Annotated in this window: 16 protein-coding genes; 3 read left to right on the top strand and 13 right to left on the bottom strand. The window is 73.9% G+C overall.

What is annotated here, in order from left to right; translation table 11 throughout:
• Nucleotides 1–19: 19 nt before the first annotated feature.
• The 10 genes from alc to uraD are packed head-to-tail and all read right to left on the bottom strand — an operon-like array spanning nucleotide 20 to nucleotide 9160.
• Entirely contained in the window at nucleotides 20–985 is a 966-nt protein-coding gene (gene alc / locus ACIBG4_RS03460) for an allantoicase (RefSeq protein WP_397200476.1), read from the bottom strand.
• A complete protein-coding gene (gene allB / locus ACIBG4_RS03465) occupies nucleotides 985–2289 on the bottom strand; it encodes an allantoinase AllB (RefSeq protein WP_397200477.1) in 1305 nt (434 codons plus the stop codon). The genes alc and allB overlap by 1 nt, the downstream gene beginning before the upstream one ends.
• Before the next feature lie 49 nt (nucleotides 2290–2338).
• Entirely contained in the window at nucleotides 2339–3613 is a 1275-nt protein-coding gene (locus tag ACIBG4_RS03470) for a glycerate kinase (protein ID WP_397200478.1), read from the bottom strand.
• Nucleotides 3614–3665: 52 nt separating this feature from the next.
• On the bottom strand, nucleotides 3666–4631 hold the full coding sequence (locus ACIBG4_RS03475) for an alpha/beta hydrolase family protein (RefSeq protein WP_397200479.1): 966 nt from the start codon (nucleotides 4629–4631) through the stop codon (nucleotides 3666–3668).
• Between the two features lie 57 nt (nucleotides 4632–4688).
• The gene (locus ACIBG4_RS03480) at nucleotides 4689–6086 is read right to left on the bottom strand and encodes an 8-oxoguanine deaminase (RefSeq protein ID WP_397200481.1); all 1398 of its coding nucleotides are present in this window, start codon (nucleotides 6084–6086) and stop codon (nucleotides 4689–4691) included.
• A complete protein-coding gene (locus tag ACIBG4_RS03485; protein WP_397200482.1) occupies nucleotides 6083–6580 on the bottom strand; it encodes a (2Fe-2S)-binding protein in 498 nt (165 codons plus the stop codon). Before ACIBG4_RS03485 ends, ACIBG4_RS03480 begins: the two co-directional genes overlap by 4 nt.
• Nucleotides 6580–7452: an FAD binding domain-containing protein gene (locus ACIBG4_RS03490; RefSeq protein ID WP_397200483.1), complete on the bottom strand. Its 873-nt coding sequence runs from the start codon at nucleotides 7450–7452 to the stop codon at nucleotides 6580–6582. Before ACIBG4_RS03490 ends, ACIBG4_RS03485 begins: the two co-directional genes overlap by 1 nt.
• 15 nt (nucleotides 7453–7467) lie before the next feature.
• The gene (gene pucL / locus ACIBG4_RS03495; RefSeq protein WP_397200484.1) at nucleotides 7468–8334 is read right to left on the bottom strand and encodes a factor-independent urate hydroxylase; all 867 of its coding nucleotides are present in this window, start codon (nucleotides 8332–8334) and stop codon (nucleotides 7468–7470) included.
• Nucleotides 8335–8634 (bottom strand): hydroxyisourate hydrolase, encoded by a 300-nt coding sequence (gene uraH / locus ACIBG4_RS03500; RefSeq protein ID WP_397200485.1) that lies wholly within the window; start codon nucleotides 8632–8634, stop codon nucleotides 8335–8337. It abuts the gene before it with no gap.
• 16 nt (nucleotides 8635–8650) lie between these two features.
• A complete protein-coding gene (uraD, locus tag ACIBG4_RS03505; protein WP_397200486.1) occupies nucleotides 8651–9160 on the bottom strand; it encodes a 2-oxo-4-hydroxy-4-carboxy-5-ureidoimidazoline decarboxylase in 510 nt (169 codons plus the stop codon).
• Between the two features lie 146 nt (nucleotides 9161–9306).
• On the opposite strand from uraD, the gene ACIBG4_RS03510 reads away from it, so the two are divergent.
• Nucleotides 9307–10149 (top strand): deoxyribonuclease IV, encoded by an 843-nt coding sequence (locus ACIBG4_RS03510; protein ID WP_397200487.1) that lies wholly within the window; start codon nucleotides 9307–9309, stop codon nucleotides 10147–10149.
• 658 nt (nucleotides 10150–10807) lie between these two features.
• Here ACIBG4_RS03510 and ACIBG4_RS03515 read toward each other — a convergent pair.
• A complete protein-coding gene (locus tag ACIBG4_RS03515; RefSeq protein ID WP_310714238.1) occupies nucleotides 10808–11548 on the bottom strand; it encodes a LytTR family DNA-binding domain-containing protein in 741 nt (246 codons plus the stop codon).
• Between the two features lie 109 nt (nucleotides 11549–11657).
• Complete coding sequence (locus ACIBG4_RS03520) at nucleotides 11658–12254, bottom strand: molybdopterin-dependent oxidoreductase (RefSeq protein WP_310714235.1); 597 nt, start codon at nucleotides 12252–12254, stop codon at nucleotides 11658–11660.
• Nucleotides 12255–12553: 299 nt separating this feature from the next.
• On the opposite strand from ACIBG4_RS03520, the gene aroF reads away from it, so the two are divergent.
• Complete coding sequence (gene aroF, locus ACIBG4_RS03525) at nucleotides 12554–13585, top strand: 3-deoxy-7-phosphoheptulonate synthase (protein ID WP_310714233.1); 1032 nt, start codon at nucleotides 12554–12556, stop codon at nucleotides 13583–13585.
• 105 nt (nucleotides 13586–13690) lie between these two features.
• On the opposite strand, the gene thiI is transcribed toward aroF, so the two are convergent.
• Nucleotides 13691–14887, bottom strand: coding sequence for a tRNA uracil 4-sulfurtransferase ThiI (thiI, locus tag ACIBG4_RS03530; protein ID WP_310714232.1), 1197 nt, complete (start codon nucleotides 14885–14887; stop codon nucleotides 13691–13693).
• Nucleotides 14888–15102: 215 nt separating this feature from the next.
• Here thiI and ACIBG4_RS03535 point away from each other — a divergent pair, with 215 nt between their 5' ends.
• Nucleotides 15103–16239: an MHYT domain-containing protein gene (locus ACIBG4_RS03535; protein WP_397200488.1), complete on the top strand. Its 1137-nt coding sequence runs from the start codon at nucleotides 15103–15105 to the stop codon at nucleotides 16237–16239.
• Nucleotides 16240–16266: the final 27 nt, after the last annotated feature.

The raw sequence follows: 16266 nt of genomic DNA on the forward strand, positions 1-16266 counted from the left end.
CGGTCCGGGGGCCGGCCGCTCAGCCCGTGAGGTGACCGTGCAGGCGCACGCGGGCCAGGCCGCCGTCGGGGTGGATGTCGACCCGCACGTGCGTCACCGGATCGGCGTGGCCGAGGCGGAAGCGGTGCGGCGTGTCCGGCTGCAGCCGCGTCCGGGGCAGCAGCGCGACCTCGCGGTCCCCGTCGAGGCCGGTGAGCGTCACGGCGGCGGGCGCGTTGAAGATCAGGTTCGTGGTGTCGATCTCGGCGAGCCTGACGACGCCCCGCCCGGCCAGCCGGATGACCAGCCACTCGTTGCCCTCCTCGCGGCGGCGGGCGGTCTCCCAGCCCTCCGCCTGGTGGCGGGCCAGGCCGGGGGCGATGACGTTGTCGGGGGCGGAGTAGTACGCGTTGGAGCAGGCGGTGACCCGGCCGCCGTTCTGCAGCGCCGCCAGGTCGAGGCTCAGGCCGTCGTACACCGACAGGTCGGGGCGCGCCTCGCCGTGGACGCGCAGCCGGGCGATGCCGCCGTCGGGGAACATGTTCAGCCGCACGTGCGTGTAGCGGCCGTCGTCGGCCACCTCCACCGGGTGCTCGGCGTCGCCGCGCAGCGGCAGCCGGGGCACGATCTCCACCCAGCGGGCGCCGGCCAGTTCGGCGGGCGACGGGTGTCCGTCCACGGCCGCCGCCTCGACCGACGCGTGGGTCGGGTGGTTGCCGGTGAACCAGGCCGTGTCGATGACCACGCCCCGGACGGCGCCGGGCAGCCCGAGCCGGACGATCGCCCAGTCGTGCCCCGGCTCGCGCCGCCGCCGCGTCTCCCACCCGTCGTACACCTGGCCCCGGCCGCCGAACGTCTCCGGCCTGAACGCCGGCCGGCCGGGCCGGATCAGGCTCTCCTTCTCGGCGAACGACTCGTCGCTGGCGGCGACGACCGAGCCGCCCAGCGTGCGCAGCGCCAGGTCGGGCAGCGTGGTGAAGCCGGCGGTGGGCCGCTGCGACATCATTACTTCTCTCCCAGCAGGAAGGTCCCGTACGGCTCTCCGTCGACGGGCCGGCCCCGGAGCCACGTGGTGAGCACCACGCCCTTCAGGGTGCGGCCGTGGTACGGGGTGACGGGATTGCGGTGGTGGAGGCGGCCGGCGTCCACGAGGTTCGGTGCGTCGGGGTCGAAGGCCACCAGGTCGGCGTCATTGCCCGGCTTTATCGCGCCTTTTCGCGAAATTTCGGCTATTGCGGCTGGATGGGTGGACATCCAGCGGGCCACGTCCGCCAGCCCGTACCCCCTGCGGGCCGCCTCCGTCCAGACGGCGGACAGCCCGAGCTGGAGGGAGGCGACGCCGCCCCAGGCGGCGGCGAAGTCGGGCACCTTGAGGTCGGCGGTGGACGGCGAGTGGTCGGAGACGACGCAGTCGAGCACGCCGCGCGCCAGGCCGTCCCAGAGCAGGTCGCGGTTGGCCCCGTCGCGGATCGGCGGGCAGCACTTGAAGCTCGTGTCGCCCTCCGGCACCTGCTCGGCCGTGAGCGTGAGGTAGTGGGGGCAGGTCTCGGCGGTGACCGGCACGCCCCGCGCCCGGGCGGCCTCCAGGGGTTCGAGGCAGGCGGCGCTGGAGACGTGCAGCACGTGCACCCGCGCGCCGGTCTCCTCGGCCAGCCGGATCACCTGCTCCACGGCGCTCCGCTCGGCCGCGCCGGGCCGCGACTCCAGGAAGTCCCGGTACGTGGGTCCGGCGGGCTCGGCCAGCAGCGCCGCGTCCTCGGCGTGCACCACCAGGAGCCCGCCGAACCCGGCGATCTCGACCATCGCCCGCCGTGCCTCGCCGGGGCCGAGCGGCGGGAACTCGTCCACCCCGGAGGGCGACAGGAAGCACTTGAACCCGCGCACCCCGCGCTCGTGCAGCGGCCGGAGCTGCTCCACGTTGCCCGGGACGGCGCCGCCCCAGAAGCCGGTGTCCACGTGGCAGCGGCCCTCGGCGGCGCGCAGCTTCGCGTCCAGGGCGTCGGGGCTGACGGTGGGCGGGATGGAGTTGAGCGGCATGTCCACGATCGTGGTGACGCCTCCGGCCGCCGCCGCCCGGGTCGCCGACGCGAACCCCTCCCAGTGGGCGCGGCCCGGCTCGTTGACGTGGACGTGGGTGTCGACCAGGCCCGGCAGGAGGGGCAGGTCGCGCAGGTCGACGTCCTCGGCGGCCTCGACGGGGGCGGCGTACGCGTGCAGCGCCGTGATCCTCCCCCCGCGCACGGCGACGGCGGCGGGCCGCACGCCTTCGGGGGTGACCACCCTCCGCGACCGCACCACCAGCTCGTCCATGACCGTCTCCTTCCCCCGTCCCTCCATCGCGTGCCGCATGCGCCGGGAGTCAGAGGCGGTCGGCGGCCAGGCGGGCCGCCAGGCGTTCGAGGAGGGCGGCGGCGTCCGTCATGCAGCGCTCGGGGTCGGGCTCCAGGTCGGTGAGCGCGTACGCGGCCTCGATGCCCGCCGCCTTCAGGTCGGCGTCGGACAGCGTGCGGCGCCCGCAGACGGCCACCACGGGCACGCCCGCCCTGGCCGCCGCCTGAGCGACACCGACGGGGGCCTTGCCCCGCAGCGACTGCTCGTCCAGCGATCCCTCCCCGGTGACCACCAGCCGGGCGCCCTTCACCAGCTCACCGAACCCCAGCAGGTCGAGCAGGTACTCGATGCCGGGGCGGATCTCCGCCCCCAGGAACGCCAGGGCGGCGAAGCCCACCCCGCCGGCCGCCCCCGCGCCGGGCGCGCCCGCGACGCCCATGGGCCGCGGCCGGTCGTCGTGCTCGACCGCGCCCACGAGCCCGTGCGTCCTGGTGGCCACGGCGGCAAGCCTGGTCAGAGCGGCCTCCAGCACCTTGACCTGCGCCGGGTCGGCGCCCTTCTGCGGGGCGTAGACGGCCGCGGCGCCGTGCGGGCCGAGGAGGGGGTTGTCGACGTCACTGGCCACCACGAACTCGATGCCCGAGAGGTCGGCGAAGTCGCTGATGTCGATGCGGTCGAGCCCGGTGAGCGCCGCCCCGCCGGGCTCCAGCTCCTTGCCGTCCGCGTCGAGGAACCGCGCGCCGAGGGCCCGCGCCATGCCCGCCCCGCCGTCGGTGGACGCGCTGCCGCCCAGGCCCAGCACGATCCGCCGGGCGCCCCGGGCCACGGCGTCGGCGACGAGCTCGCCCGTGCCGTGGCTGGTGGCGGTCAGGGGTTCGCGGCCGCCGGGCAGCCGGCGCAGCCCGGACGCCTCGGCCAGCTCGATCACGGCGGTCGGGACCCCGCCCTCCCCGGCGCCGGAGGGCGTCCCGGTGGGGTGCCAGGCGTAGGAGGCCCGTACGGGCAGGCCGGTAGGGCCGGTCACCTCCAGCGTGACCCGGGTGAAGCCACAGGCCACCACCGCGTCCACCGTGCCGTCGCCGCCGTCGGCCACCGGCAGCTCCACCACCGGGACGCCCAGTCCGGCCGACACCCTGGCGGCGACCTCCGCGGCCGTCAGCGAACCCTTGAACTTGTCCGGGGCGACAAGCACGTGCTCAACCACTGCGAACTCCCACGCGACGACGAACGTTGCCCGGCCCTCCCACCCCGCCCGGCCGGTCGAGCGGTCGGAGCGGCGGCGTGCCGGCGTGGGACTCATCATCACACTTCCCCCGCCGCCGCCCGGCGGGGGTTCCCGGTGAGCCGGCGACGGGTCAGCGGCCGCGGCGGGTGGAGGCGGAGGCGCCGGTGGGCGTCCGGTCCCCGATCCACCGGGTGAGGGCGTCGAGGTGGCGGGGGGCCGGGCGGGCGCCGCCGTCCGTACGGACACGGTGGTCGGCGCCGGGGAACACCTCCACGGTCAGCGTCGCGCGGGGATGGCGGCCGGGACGGCAGGCCGCGCCGGCGAGCAGGCGGACGCTGTCGGCCACCGGGACCAGCTCGTCGGCGCCGCCGAAGAGCGCGAGGTGGGGGCAGCGCAGGCGGTGGACGTCCGGGAGGGGGTCGTGGTCCTGCTTGCGGCTGAGGAACCCCCAGAGGCGCTCGTCCATCCCGGCCCAGTGGTCGCCGAGCGTCGACGGCCCGCCGCCCGCCTCCACGAGCCGTGCCGCCGCGGCGAAGCCGGCGCCGCGGCGTCCCGCGTCCACGAGGGCGTCGTACAGGGCCAGCGCCGTGTCGGCGTCCTGGGGGGCCGCGCCGGTCCGGCGCAGGCGGTTGAGCAGCGCGTGGCGTTCCTGGACCGCCGGAGTCGTCGCGGGGCCGCTGTTGGTGACCACCCAGGGCAGGTCGTCGCGGGCCGTGGCGGCGCGCAGGACGACCCAGCCGCCCTCGCTGTGCCCGAACAGTCCCACCGCGTCGGCGCGCACGCCGGGTCGCGTACGCAGGAAGTCCAGCGCGGCCGCGGCGTCGGCGGCCAGGTCGTCGACGGTCGCGTCGCGCCAGTCGCCGGACGACGCGCCGACGCCGCGCTTGTCGTAGGACAGCACCGCGATGCCGGCCTCGACGAGGTGCCGGCGGATCGGGGGGAAGTAGGTGTCGTTGTCCCGGTCGGTCGGGCCTGACCCGCCGACCATCACCACGCCCGCGCCGCCCGCCGCCGTGCCGGGGACCGCCAAGGAGCCGGCCAGCGTCACCTCGCCGCTCGCGAAGGTGACGTCGTGCGCGTTCGGACGGGTCGGCATGCCCCCAGCCTACGGATCAAGGCGCGGGCGGGGGCCGGACCTTCCCGGCTGACGGCGTCAAGGGTCGCGTCGCGGCTCCGGGGTGACCGGGACGCCCCGTTCCCGCGCCAGCCGGGTCAGCCGGCGGTGCGCCCGGGCGCCCGCCTCCCCCGCCGTGTCGTGGGGCACGGTCCGCAGCTCGCCGTCCTCCACGACCGTCTCGCCGCCCACGAGCAGGCGGGCCAGCGGCGGCTGCGCGGTGGCGAGGACCAGCGCACACACCGGGTCCTCCACCGCCGAGGCGAACGGCCCGTCCACCCGCCACAGCGCCACGTCGGCCAGCTTGCCGGGCTCCAGGGTGCCGAGCTCGTGACCGCGGCCGAGGTTGCGGGCCCCGCCCAGGGTGGCCAGCTCCAGCGCCTGGCGGGCGGTCAGCGCGGTGGGCCCGTTCAGCGCCCGCTGGAACAGCAGGGCCTGCCGCATCTCCCCCGCCAGGCCGGTCAGCTCGGCGGAGGCGCTGCCGTCGACGCCGAGGCCCACGTTCGCGCCGCGCCGCAGCATCTCGGACACCCGGGCGACGCCCGCGCCGAGCCGGCCGTTGGACGACGGGCAGTGCGCGGAGCCGGTGCCGGTCGCGGCGAACCGGTCGATGTCGGCGTCGCTCAGGTGGACGGCGTGCGCCACCCACACGTCCTCGCCGAGCCAGCCGAGCTTCTCCATGTGATCGACCGGCCGCACGCCCGTCTGCTCCAGGCAGAGCTCCTCCTCGTCGAGCGTCTCGGCCAGGTGGGTGTGCAGGCGCACGCCCTTGGACCTGGCCAGCGCCGCCGCCGCGGTCATGAGGTCGGAGCTGACCGAGAACGGCGAGCACGGCGCCACCGCGATCCGCAGCTTCGAGGAGAACGACGGGTCGTGGTAGGTGTCCACGGCCTCGGCGGTGGCGTCGAGGATGGCGTCCAGCGGCTCGACCACCTCGTCCGGCGGCAGCCCGCCCCGTGACCGGCCGCGGTCCATGGAGCCGCGCGCGGGGTGGAAGCGCAGGCCCACCGCGCGGGCGGCCTCGATCTCGGCCGCCAGCAGGTCGCCGCGGCCCCGGGGGAAGAGGTAGTGATGATCGCTGGAGGTCGTGCACCCGGACAGCGCGAGGTGGCCGAGCCCCGCCGTCGCCGCGCCGTGGACCACCTCGGCGTCCATGGCCGCCCACACGGGGTAGAGCGTCACCAGCCACTCGAACAGCGTCGCGTCCTGGGCCAGTCCCTGGGAGGCCCACTGGTACAGGTGGTGGTGGGTGTTGACGAGGCCGGGCGTCACCAGGCAGCCGGTGCCGTCGATCCGCTCCGCGCCGCCCGCCCCGGGGACCTCGCTCATGGGGCCGAGGGCGGCGATCCGGTCGCCCTCGACGAGGACGTACCCGCGGCGGATCTCGGGCCCGGCGACGGGCGCCACGTACGCGTTCTCGATGAGCAGCGCGCTCAAGCGCCTCCCTCCCCCTGTGGCGAGCCGGCCGTCGCCCTGCGGCCGGCGGCGAGGCGTACGGCGTCGAGGATCTTCTCGTAGCCGGTGCAGCGGCACAGGTTGCCCGCCAGCGCCTCGCGGATCTCCGCGTCGGAGGGCCGCTCGACGCGGCTCAGCAGGTCGTGCGCCTGCACGATCAGGCCGGGCGTGCAGAAGCCGCACTGGACGGCGCCGCACTCCACGAACGCCTCCTGGACGGGGTCCAGCCGGCCGGCCGCGGCCAGGCCCTCGACGGTCCGCACGCGGCGGCCGTCGGCCTGCCCGGCGGCGACCAGGCAGGCGCAGACCGGCGTGCCGTCGAGGTACACGGTGCAGGAGCCGCACTCGCCCTGCTCGCAGGCGTTCTTGGAGCCGGGCAGCCCCAGCCGCTCGCGCAGCACGTACAGGAGGCTCTCGCCCTCCCAGACGTCGTCGGCGGTCTCCTCGCGGCCATTGACGGTGAGCGTGACGCGCATCAGGCGGCCCTCCTTCCCACGTGGTCGTCCCAGGCCCAGGTCAGCGTCCGCCGGGCCATCACGGCGACGGCGTGCCTGCGGTAGGCGGCGGTGCCGCGCACGTCGTCGATCGGCGAGGCGGCGGCCGAGCACAGCTCGCCGAAGCGCCGCAGCAGCCCCGCGCCGAGCGGCGCGCCGGGCGGCGCGTCCCAGTCGAGCTCGCGGGCCAGGAAGTCCTCGGCCTCCGTCGCGCGCAGCGGCGTGGGCCCGGCCGAGCCGATGCCGGTGCCGGCCCGCCGCCGCGCCGGGTGCAGCGCCAGGGCGAACGAGCAGACCGCGATGACCATGGCGTTCCGGGTGCCGACCTTGGAGAAGTACTGCGGCCCGGCGGCGACGCCGGCGCGCACGGCCCGGATCAGCTCGTCCGGCTCCAGCGCCGGCCGCTTCACGCCCAGGTAGAAGGCGTGGGCCGGGATCATCCTGACTCCCCGGTCGCGCGACTCCACCTCGACGACGGCGCCCGCGGCCAGCAGCGGCGGGTGGCTGTCGCCGGCGGGCGAGGCCGCGCCGAGGTTGCCGCCGACCGTCCCGCGGTTGCGGATCTGCGGCGAGCCGACGGTCCGCGACGCCTGCGCCAGGCCCGGCAGCACGCCGCCCAGCTCCTCGACCACGGTCGTGTACGGCACGCCCGCGCCGAGCCGGCACACGCCGTCCGCCACGGACCACTCCCGCAGCTCCGCCACCCGGGTGAGGTCCAGCAGCGCCTCGGGCCTGCGCACGCCGAAGTTGATCTCCACCATCACGTCGGTGCCGCCCTGGAGGGGCAGCGCCTCGGGCCGGTCCGCCTTGGCGGCCAGCGCCTCCTCCCACGTCGTGGGGCGCAAGAAGTCCATCGTCACTCCCAACCGTCACTCCCAGGCGAATCCGGGCTCGGGCGCGTCGTCCCGCAGCACGGTCCCCTCGATGAGGCCGTAGGGGCGGTCGGCGGCGTGGAACACCTCGTTGTCGTTGTCGAGGCCGAACGGCGACAGGTCCACGGCGAAGTGGTGCCGGTTCGGCAGCGCGAGCCTGATCTCGCAGATCTCGGGGCACTCCGACAGGGCCCGCTCCCCCATGGCGTACAGGGTCTGCTGGAGCGACAGGCTGTGCGTGCCGGCGAACGCCTCCAGCAGGCAGGACCGCACCCGCTCGTACGAGTCGCCGTAGGAGGGGGTGTCGCCGGCGTGCCGCCACCGGGCGGTGACGGCGGTGGCGAGCACGCGGTCGGTGGCGGGCGGGAGGGTCGTGTACTCGTCGACGGCGTAGCCGTGGAACTCCGAGCCGGTGGTGTTGAGGACGACGAGGTCCGTCAGCCCCGACACGACGGTGGCCCGGCCGTCGCGGTCGTGGTGGACGACGCAGGTGCGTACCTCGCCGCCCCGGCGCACGAACGAGTGGCCGGTGACGGGGATCCGGTCCCAGGCGTACTCCTCGACCTCCACGCGGGCGTGGCGGATCGCCTGCTGCGCGGTGGTGAAGTGGCGGGCCAGCAGCAGCGCGAAGTCCTCGACCTGGTCCACGCCGTGCTTCCTGGCCAGGGCGTACACGGTGTTCTTCTGCGTGTCGGTGGGCAGCACGGCGGTGTTGTCGCCGGTCAGGTGCACGGCCTCCATGTCGCCCGACAAGGAGGTGCTGACGTTGACGTCCTTGAGGTGGTGGGTCGCTCCGTCCCTCGTGACGCGTACGAGCCTGGTCTCCGCCTTGCCGTAGCGGTTGGGCCCCAGGATGATCGCCATCTAGCTCCCTCGGTAGGTGGAGTACGCGTACGGGCTGAGCAGCAGCGGCACGTGGTGGTGCGCCGAGGGGTCGGTGACGGTGAAGGCGACGACGACCTCCGGGTAGAAGGTCTCGGCCAGGTAGCCGCCGGTGTCGAAGACGACGCGGTTGACGCCGGGGCCGGGCGTCCAGCCGGCGATCCGGCCGTCCTCGTCGGTGCGGCCCTCGGCCAGCACCCCGCCGTCGTGCTCCAGCCGTACGAGGACGCCGGCGGCGGGACGGCCGCTCACCGCGTCGAGGACGTGCGTCGAGAAGCTCACGGCCTCTCACCCCGGCTCACTGTGCCTCCCCGAGGAGCCTGCCGACGCGCAGCCGGGTGATCTCGGCCAGCTCGTGGCGGACGACGGCCCGCTCGGCGGCCTCGTCGTTGCCCAGGCGCTCGCGCAGCCTCGCCAGCATCTGGGTCCCCGTCAGGCCGGCGGCGCAGACCAGGTAGACGTGGCCGAACCGGTCCTCGTAGGCGCGGTTGCCCTCGGCCAGCTCCCGCCGCGTCCGGTCCTCCACGCCCGCCTGCTCCCGGCGCGACCAGGCGGCCTCGCGGGCGGCGCCCGACGGGCGCTCGCCGATGCGCGGGTGGGCGGCCAGCGCCTCCAGCACGTCCGGCCAGTCCAGGCCGCGCACGGCCGCCTCGGCTGCGCCCGCGAGCCGTTCCGGGTCCTCGTACGGCCGGCCGGCCGCGACGGCGGTGGCGAACGCGCGGGAGGCGCAGCAGGACAGCAGTTCCCGCTCCGCCTCGGCGTCCGCCGCCGCGTTGAACCGCTCCAGGGCGGTGAGCGTCTCGGGCATGCCAGCAGTACACACATGCCCGTCATTCCCGGTCCATCCCCGAGAACTCCGAACCGCGCACCCCGTTGGCCAGGTCTTTTCGTGGCATGCTCCAAGGCGCGTGCGCGGCGGGAACGGTCGGCGGCGCCTCCTAAACTGAGAGCATCATGACCTCACGCTCTCTCATCGGCGCACACGTCTTCGTCTCCGGCGGCCTGGCCAAGGGCGGCCTCGCCTACATGGCCGAGATCGGCGCCGAGATGATCCAGGTGTTCGTCACCAACCCGCGCGGCTGGGCGCTCGCCGAAGGCAGGCCCGACGAGGACGCCAAGCTCGCCGAGTCGGGCGTCGAGACCTTCGTCCACGTGCCGTACCTCGTCAACTTCGGCTCGCCCAGCCCCGAGACGCTCGCCAACTCGGTCGCGGTCCTGCGCCACACGCTGCGGCGCGGCGCCGAGATCGGCGCCAAGGGGGTCGTGGTCCACACCGGCTCGGCCGTGACGCAGCCGCGCGACGACGCGATGCGCCAGCTCCACGAGCACCTGCTGCCGCTGCTCGAAGAGATCCCCGACGGCGGGCCCGACGTGCTGCTGGAGCCGATGGCCGGGCAGGGCGCGATGCTGTGCGCGACGGTCGAGGACGTGGAGCCCTACCTCGCGGCCCTCGACTGGCACCCCCGGGCCGGGGTCTGCCTCGACACCTGCCACGCCTTCGCCGCCGGCCACGACCTCACGAGCGAGGAGGAGCTGCGGGAGACGTTCGACACGCTGCACAAGGTGGCGGAGGGACGGCTCAGGCTCATCCACGCCAACGACTCCAAGGACGCGTGCGGCTCCAAGAAGGACCGCCACGAGAACATCGGGGCCGGCCTGATCGGCAGCGCGCCGTTCGGCGCGCTGATGCGTCATCCGGCGGTGGCGGGCGTGCCCATCTGCATCGAGACGCCCGGCAAGGCCGACCAGCACCGCGCCGACCTCGACCTGTTGAAGAGCCTGCGCGACCAGATCTGAGCCGGCCCTTCCGGGGAGGAAGGCTCGTGTGGGGCGCCCGCTGGCGCGATCCAGCGCCCCCGATTGGCGGATCGCGGCCAGAGGCTCGCGGCCCTGGCGGGCGCCCCTACACGTGGCCGGCGGACGGGCCCTACCCCCCGGCAGGGGCCCGGCGGCCGTGGTGACCTGGGCGGTCACCGGCGGATCCGGCGCATCAGGCGTGCGGTGAGCCCCCCCGGCTCGTCCCCCGATGCGCCGGGGTGGCTGGTCCGATGCCGAAACACTACGGTCGCGATCTTCCGGCCGACACCCGGTTTCCGCACAGCTCGATGAACGGTCTGTAGTCATCGCCATACGGAGCGTCGCCGTCGGACGAACGGTCATTCCGGCGCGACGAGCGGTCTCCCAAGGGGCTCGCGCGCCGGCGCGAGGGGTGTGAACGGCGGGTGAACGGAGCGCGGACACCCGAGGACGGCGAGACAGGCCCCGACTACCCCGCTGTGACCAGCGGAAACCACCGCGCGTCACAGAACCTGGTCAGGCGGGAGGGGGCAGGCACGCGGGCAGGGCGCGCACGGCTTTCACACCCGCCTGGCCCCCGCGCGAGCGTGCCCCTCACGCCCCCTGGGGGCTGCCCCGAGCCTCCAAGGTCCGGGGACCGTAACGAGGGGGCCGGGGATCAGGTGCAGGCGCCCCTGTGCTGGTGGACGAGCGCCTCGCGGACCTGCCGGCTGTGGCGGCGGCTGACCCTGAGGATCTCCGTGCCGACGGTCAGGGTCACCCTGCCGCCCTCGAAGCGCATCTCGCTCACGTGCCGCGCCGACACGAGCGTGCTGCGGTGGACCCGGATGAAGCCCGCCTCGGCCCAGCGCCGCTCCAGCGCGGCCAGCGACATGCGGACGAGGTAGCTCCCGTCGACCGTGTGCAGCCGCACGTAGTCGCCCTTGGCCTCGGCGAACCAGATCGACTGCTGCGGCACGAAGCGGGTCCGCCCGCCCAGCTCGACCGGGATCACGTCCTCGTGGCCGGGCTCGGCCGCCGGACCGGCGGCGGCCTGGAGCCGGCGGACGGCCTCCGACAGGCGCTCGGCGCGGACGGGCTTGAGGAGGTAGTCGACGGCCTCCAGCTCGAACGCCTGCACCGCGCACCGCTCGTGGGCGGTGACGAAGACGAGCTTGGGCGGGCTCGGGAAGCCGCCGACCAGGCGGGCCAGGTCGAGCCCGCTCAGGCCGGGCATCTCGATGTCGAGGAACACCCCGTCGAGCCGGTCGCCCGCCCCGATCATCTGGACCATGTCCTGGAGGGCAGCGACGCCGTCGGACGCGGTCAGCACCTGCTCGACCCGCGCGTCCTGGCGGAGCAGGTATGCCAGCTCCTCCAGTGCGGGCAGTTCGTCGTCAACGGCCAGGAGACGCAGCATGGCATCTACGCTGACGCAAGAACGCCAAGGTCACAAGCGATACGCAAACCCACAGTAAAGATTTGGCCACAAAGAGCCAGATCCGCTCCTGGTTTGCCCCGATCAAGAGTTACTCGGGCCCTTCGCCCGGCTCCTCCTGATACGAGTAACGCTGCTCGCCCCACGGGTCGGCGATGTTGTGGTAGCCCCGGTCCTCCCAGAAGCCCCGCCGGTCCTCTAACAGGTACTCCACGGCCCGCACCCATTTGACGCTCTTCCACGCGTACAGGTGGGGCACCACGAGGCGCACCGGGAGACCGTGCTCCGCGACGAGGGGCTTGCCGTCGAGCTCCAGCGCGAACAGCGTGTCGGCGGCCGTGAAGTCGGACATCCGGATGTTGGCGCTGTAGCCGTACTCGGCCCAGATCATCACGTGCCGCACCCGGGGGTCGGGCGGCGCGGCCTCCAGGATGGCGGCCGGGCTCACACCGCGCCACTCGCTGCCCATGATCGACCACTTGGTGACGCAGTGGAGGTCGGCCAGCACGCTGCTGCGGGGCAGCCGCTCGAACTCGGGCCAGGTGACGCAGTGCTCCTCTCCGGAGGCGGTCGCGCCGAAAACGCGGAAGTCCCAGCTCTCCGGCTTGAAGGCGGGCACCCTGCCGTAGTGGATCACGGGCCGGCCGCGCGGCACGTACTGGCCTGGCGGCAGGCGCGACTGCTCCACGGGCACTCCCCTCGCACGGTGTCGTGGTCCGGAGCCATCCTCCCACCCGGGCCGCGGGGGATCCGCGTCCGGGTGCGATACGTGTTCCCCGGCGGTGCGCTACTATGACGGGACTATGCGCACCGCGATCCAGTTTTGGTATGGCGACGGACCCGAGTCCGTTCGCCATCTGACGCTGCGCTAGCAGACAGGCGAACGAAAGGCCCCGGGTCCGTCAGGACCCGGGGCCTTTCGCGTTGTCCGGACCCTTTTCCCTTCCCGAACTTCTCTTCCAGAGGTATCGCTTCAAGGAGGCACAGATGGTGATCGTGATGGGCCAGGAGGCCACGCGTGAGGACGTCGAGTCGATCGTGGCGGTCGCCACGGCGGCCGGGGTCGAGGCGTTCGTGAGCAGGGGCGTGCAGCGCACGATCGTCGGCCTGGTGGGCGACGTGGCCCAGCTCGACGCCGCGGGGCTGCGCGGCATGGACGGCGTGCGGGACGTGATGCGCGTGTCGACCCCGTACAAGCTGGTGAGCAGGGAGAACCATCCCGAGCGTTCGACCGTCCACGTGGGCGGCGTGCCGATCGGGCCCGGCACCGTGACGCTGATCGCGGGCCCGTGCGCGGTGGAGACGCCCGAGCAGACGCTGGGGGCGGCCCGGATGGCCCAGGCGGCGGGCGCGACGCTGCTGCGCGGCGGCGCCTACAAGCCGCGCACGTCGCCGTACGCCTTCCAGGGACTGGGCGAGCAGGGGCTGCGCATCCTGGCCGACGTGCGGGAGGAGACGGGCCTGCCGATCGTGACCGAGGTGGTCGACGCCCACGACGTGGCGCTCGTCGCCTCGTACGCCGACATGCTCCAGGTCGGCACCCGCAACGCGCAGAACTTCGCGCTGCTCCAGGCGGTCGGCGCGGCGGGCCGGCCGGTCATGCTCAAGCGCGGCATGAACGCCACGATCGAGGAGTGGCTGATGGCCGCCGAGTACATCGCGCAGCGCGGCAACCTGGACATCGTGCTGTGCGAGCGGGGCGTCAGGACGTTCGAGACCGCCACCCGCAACACGCTGGACATCTCGGCGGTGCCGGTCGCGCAGCGCCTGTCGCACCTGCCGGTGATCGTGGACCCGTCGCACTCGGGCGGGCGGCGTGACCTGGTGCTGCCGCTGACCCGCGCGGCCGTGGCCGTGGGCGCCGACGGTGTGATCATCGACGTGCACCCGCAGCCGGAGCTGGCGCTGTGCGACGGCCCGCAGGCGCTGGTGGACGGCGACCTGGACGAGCTGGCCACGGTGATGCGTGACCTGCCGCCGCTGCTCGGCAAGACCGCCGCGGCGGCGCTGACCGTCTGACGCGCCCGCGGATGTGCCCGTAGATGTGCCCGTCCCGCCACGAGCGACCTGCCGTGGTACGGCGGCCCGGCCACGAGCCCGCCGCCGTACCGCCCCGCACGGGCTCTACAGGGTGTACTCCTGGATGGAGTCGGCGAGCTGGACGGCCAGCTCCTCGGCGTCGAGGCGCTTCTCGATCTGCTTGAGGTCCTCGATCTTGGCGCGGGTCTCGGCCCGCTTGGGGGCGAGGAGGCTGCAGCAGTCCTCGTCGGGCAGCTCGGAGATCTCCAGCGTGCCGATGCGCCGGGCCTCGGCCATGATCTCGGTCTTGTCCCAGCCGACCAGCGGGCGCAGGATCGGCAGCTCGACGGCGTGGTCCTGGGCGGTGATGTTGGTCAGCGTCTGGGAGGAGACCTGGCCGAGCGCGTCGCCGGTGATCAGCGCCGCGGCGCGGATGCGGTGGGCGACCTCCTCGGCGGTCTTGAGCATGAGCCGCCGCTGGGTGATCACCGCGAGCCGGTCCTGGCCGGAGGTGCGGATCGACTGCTGCGCCTTGCCGAACGGCACCACCCACAGCCGCGACTGGCCCTGGAAGCGGTCGAGCTTGCGCACCAGCGCGTACGCCTTGTAGATCGACTCCGAGGTGGTGAACGGGATGCCGGAGAAGTGCAGGAAGTCGACGTGGAGGCCGCGCCGCATCATGCGGTAGGCGGCCACCGGCGAGTCGATGCCGCCCGACATGAGGACGAGCGCCCGGCCGCTGCTGCCGACCGGCAGCCCGCCCTGGCCGGGCAGCCCGCCGGTGAAGACGAACACCTCGTCGCGGTCGACCTCGATGTGCACGGTCAGCTCGGGGCGCCGCAGGTCGACCGGCAGGCCGTACTCGTCGTTGATGGCGCCGCCGACGAGCCGGTCGAGCTCGTTGGAGCGCAGCGGGAAGCGCTTGTCGCGGCGGCGGGACCGGACCGCGAACGGCGCCTTGCGCCGGACCTCGTCGGTGTCGCGCACGAGCTCGATGCCGGCCTTCAGGACGGTGTCGGGGTCCTTGGCGACGCGCCAGGCGGGGTGGATCCAGACCAGCCCGGGGACGTCGGCGACCCGCCGGGCCACGGTCTCGGCCTGCTCGGGGGTCGAGCCCGCGGGCAGGAAGATCGCGATGACGCCGTGCCTCTTGCGCACGTCGAGCTCCAGGCCGAGCTCCTTGAGGGCGTGGCGGATGTTGGCGATCAGGCGCCGCTCGAACAGCTCGCGATTCTTGCCCTTGAGGACGATCTCGCCCAGCTTGAGCAGAACGCACGGCTCGCCCAGGGCGGACATCGTCATGGTGGAACCTCCGGGGAAGACAGGGATGCGCGCCGCGGGCAACGCCGCGACCCATCGAGTTTAGTCCGCCCGCGGCCTCACAGCTCCGCCCGGGCAGCTGTGAGCACTTCTCATGTTCCCGACACGCCCACTTGACAGATAGTCCGGTTATCCATGCGTATGGGACAGGACAACTGGCACAATCCGGTGACCCCTATTGCAAGGAACTCCACCGTATGTCTTCCGCTGTTAACCACTTCACCCATGGGCTCATCACGCCGGTCCTCGCCTACGTGATGTCGTGCATGGGCTCGATGCTCGGACTGCGGCTGACCGCTCAGGCTCGCGCCTCGCGCGGCGCCTCGCGGGTGCGCTGGCTGCTCGGGGCGGCCGTCTCCATCGGAGGCACGGGCATCTGGGTCATGCACTTCATCGCGATGATGGGATTCCAGGTCGAGGGTACCCAGATCAGGTTCGACGTACCCCTGACCGCCGCCTCCGCGCTGGTCGCGATCGTGGTCGTCGGCACCGGCCTGTTCCTCGTGTCGTACGGCCGCGGCCGGGTGCTCGCGCTGCTCGGCGGCGGTCTGCTGACCGGCCTCGGCGTGGCGAGCATGCACTACCTCGGCATGTACGCGATGAACATGTCCGCGCACGTCTCCTACGACCGCACGTTCGTCGCCGCCTCGGTGGTCATCGCCGTGGTGGCCGCCACCGCCGCCCTCTGGTTCACCATGCGGGTCCAGAGCCCCGTCTGGATCGCCGGCGCGGCCCTGGTCATGGGCGTGGCCGTCTCCGGCATGCACTACACCGGCATGTACGCGCTCATGGTCACGGTCGACCCCGAGCCCGGCGTGGTGGGCGGCGCCGACGCGCTCGACTTCCTGGTGCCCCTGATGACCGTGATCAGCCTGATCACGCTGACCATGCTGCTCATGGTGATCCTGTCGCCCTCGGAGCAGGAGCTGAACGAGGACGCGGAGCTGACGGCCCGCCTGGAGCAGCGCAGGCGCACCCGGCAGCAGCTCACCGACACCCCGCTCGCCGAGGCCGCGCCCATCACCGGCGCCGGCCGGCGCCAGCGGGGCGGCCCGCTGTTCGCCGCGCCCGTCCCCGACCAGCCCTTCGCTCCCGGAGCCCACGCTCCCGGGGCTCACCCGCACGGCTCCCCCACGCCCGATTCCTTCACCCCCGGACCGCAGCAGGCCCCTTACTCCGGCCGTCCGTATCCCGACGCCCGCGCGGAGCCCGGACAGGGCGCGCCCGTCATCCCGTTCCCCGGCACGCCCGCCGGGCAGCACCAATCGCCCGAGCCCGCCGCCGACCCCCGGCAGCAGCCTTCCGGAAAGAGATCACGATCTCGCCGTAGGTAGTTGATTTCGGTCGAGCCGAGCCCGATA

Source organism: Nonomuraea sp. NPDC050383 (genome assembly GCF_044459125.1).
GTDB lineage: Bacteria > Actinomycetota > Actinomycetes > Streptosporangiales > Streptosporangiaceae > Nonomuraea.

What these genes read in the sequence shown, in the direction of transcription:
- alc (WP_397200476.1), bottom strand. Translation starts at nt 985, where the DNA reads ATGATGTCGCAGCGGCCCACCGCCGGCTTCACCACGCTGCCCGACCTG.
- allB (WP_397200477.1), bottom strand. Translation starts at nt 2,289, where the DNA reads ATGGACGAGCTGGTGGTGCGGTCGCGGAGGGTGGTCACCCCCGAAGGC.
- ACIBG4_RS03470 (WP_397200478.1), bottom strand. Translation starts at nt 3,613, where the DNA reads ATGATGAGTCCCACGCCGGCACGCCGCCGCTCCGACCGCTCGACCGGC.
- ACIBG4_RS03475 (WP_397200479.1), bottom strand. Translation starts at nt 4,631, where the DNA reads ATGCCGACCCGTCCGAACGCGCACGACGTCACCTTCGCGAGCGGCGAG.
- ACIBG4_RS03485 (WP_397200482.1), bottom strand. Translation starts at nt 6,580, where the DNA reads ATGCGCGTCACGCTCACCGTCAATGGCCGCGAGGAGACCGCCGACGAC.
- ACIBG4_RS03490 (WP_397200483.1), bottom strand. Translation starts at nt 7,452, where the DNA reads ATGGACTTCTTGCGCCCCACGACGTGGGAGGAGGCGCTGGCCGCCAAG.
- pucL (WP_397200484.1), bottom strand. Translation starts at nt 8,334, where the DNA reads ATGGCGATCATCCTGGGGCCCAACCGCTACGGCAAGGCGGAGACCAGG.
- uraD (WP_397200486.1), bottom strand. Translation starts at nt 9,160, where the DNA reads ATGCCCGAGACGCTCACCGCCCTGGAGCGGTTCAACGCGGCGGCGGAC.
- ACIBG4_RS03510 (WP_397200487.1), top strand. Translation starts at nt 9,307, where the DNA reads ATGACCTCACGCTCTCTCATCGGCGCACACGTCTTCGTCTCCGGCGGC.
- ACIBG4_RS03515 (WP_310714238.1), bottom strand. Translation starts at nt 11,548, where the DNA reads ATGCTGCGTCTCCTGGCCGTTGACGACGAACTGCCCGCACTGGAGGAG.
- aroF (WP_310714233.1), top strand. Translation starts at nt 12,554, where the DNA reads ATGGTGATCGTGATGGGCCAGGAGGCCACGCGTGAGGACGTCGAGTCG.
- thiI (WP_310714232.1), bottom strand. Translation starts at nt 14,887, where the DNA reads ATGACGATGTCCGCCCTGGGCGAGCCGTGCGTTCTGCTCAAGCTGGGC.
- ACIBG4_RS03535 (WP_397200488.1), top strand. Translation starts at nt 15,103, where the DNA reads ATGTCTTCCGCTGTTAACCACTTCACCCATGGGCTCATCACGCCGGTC.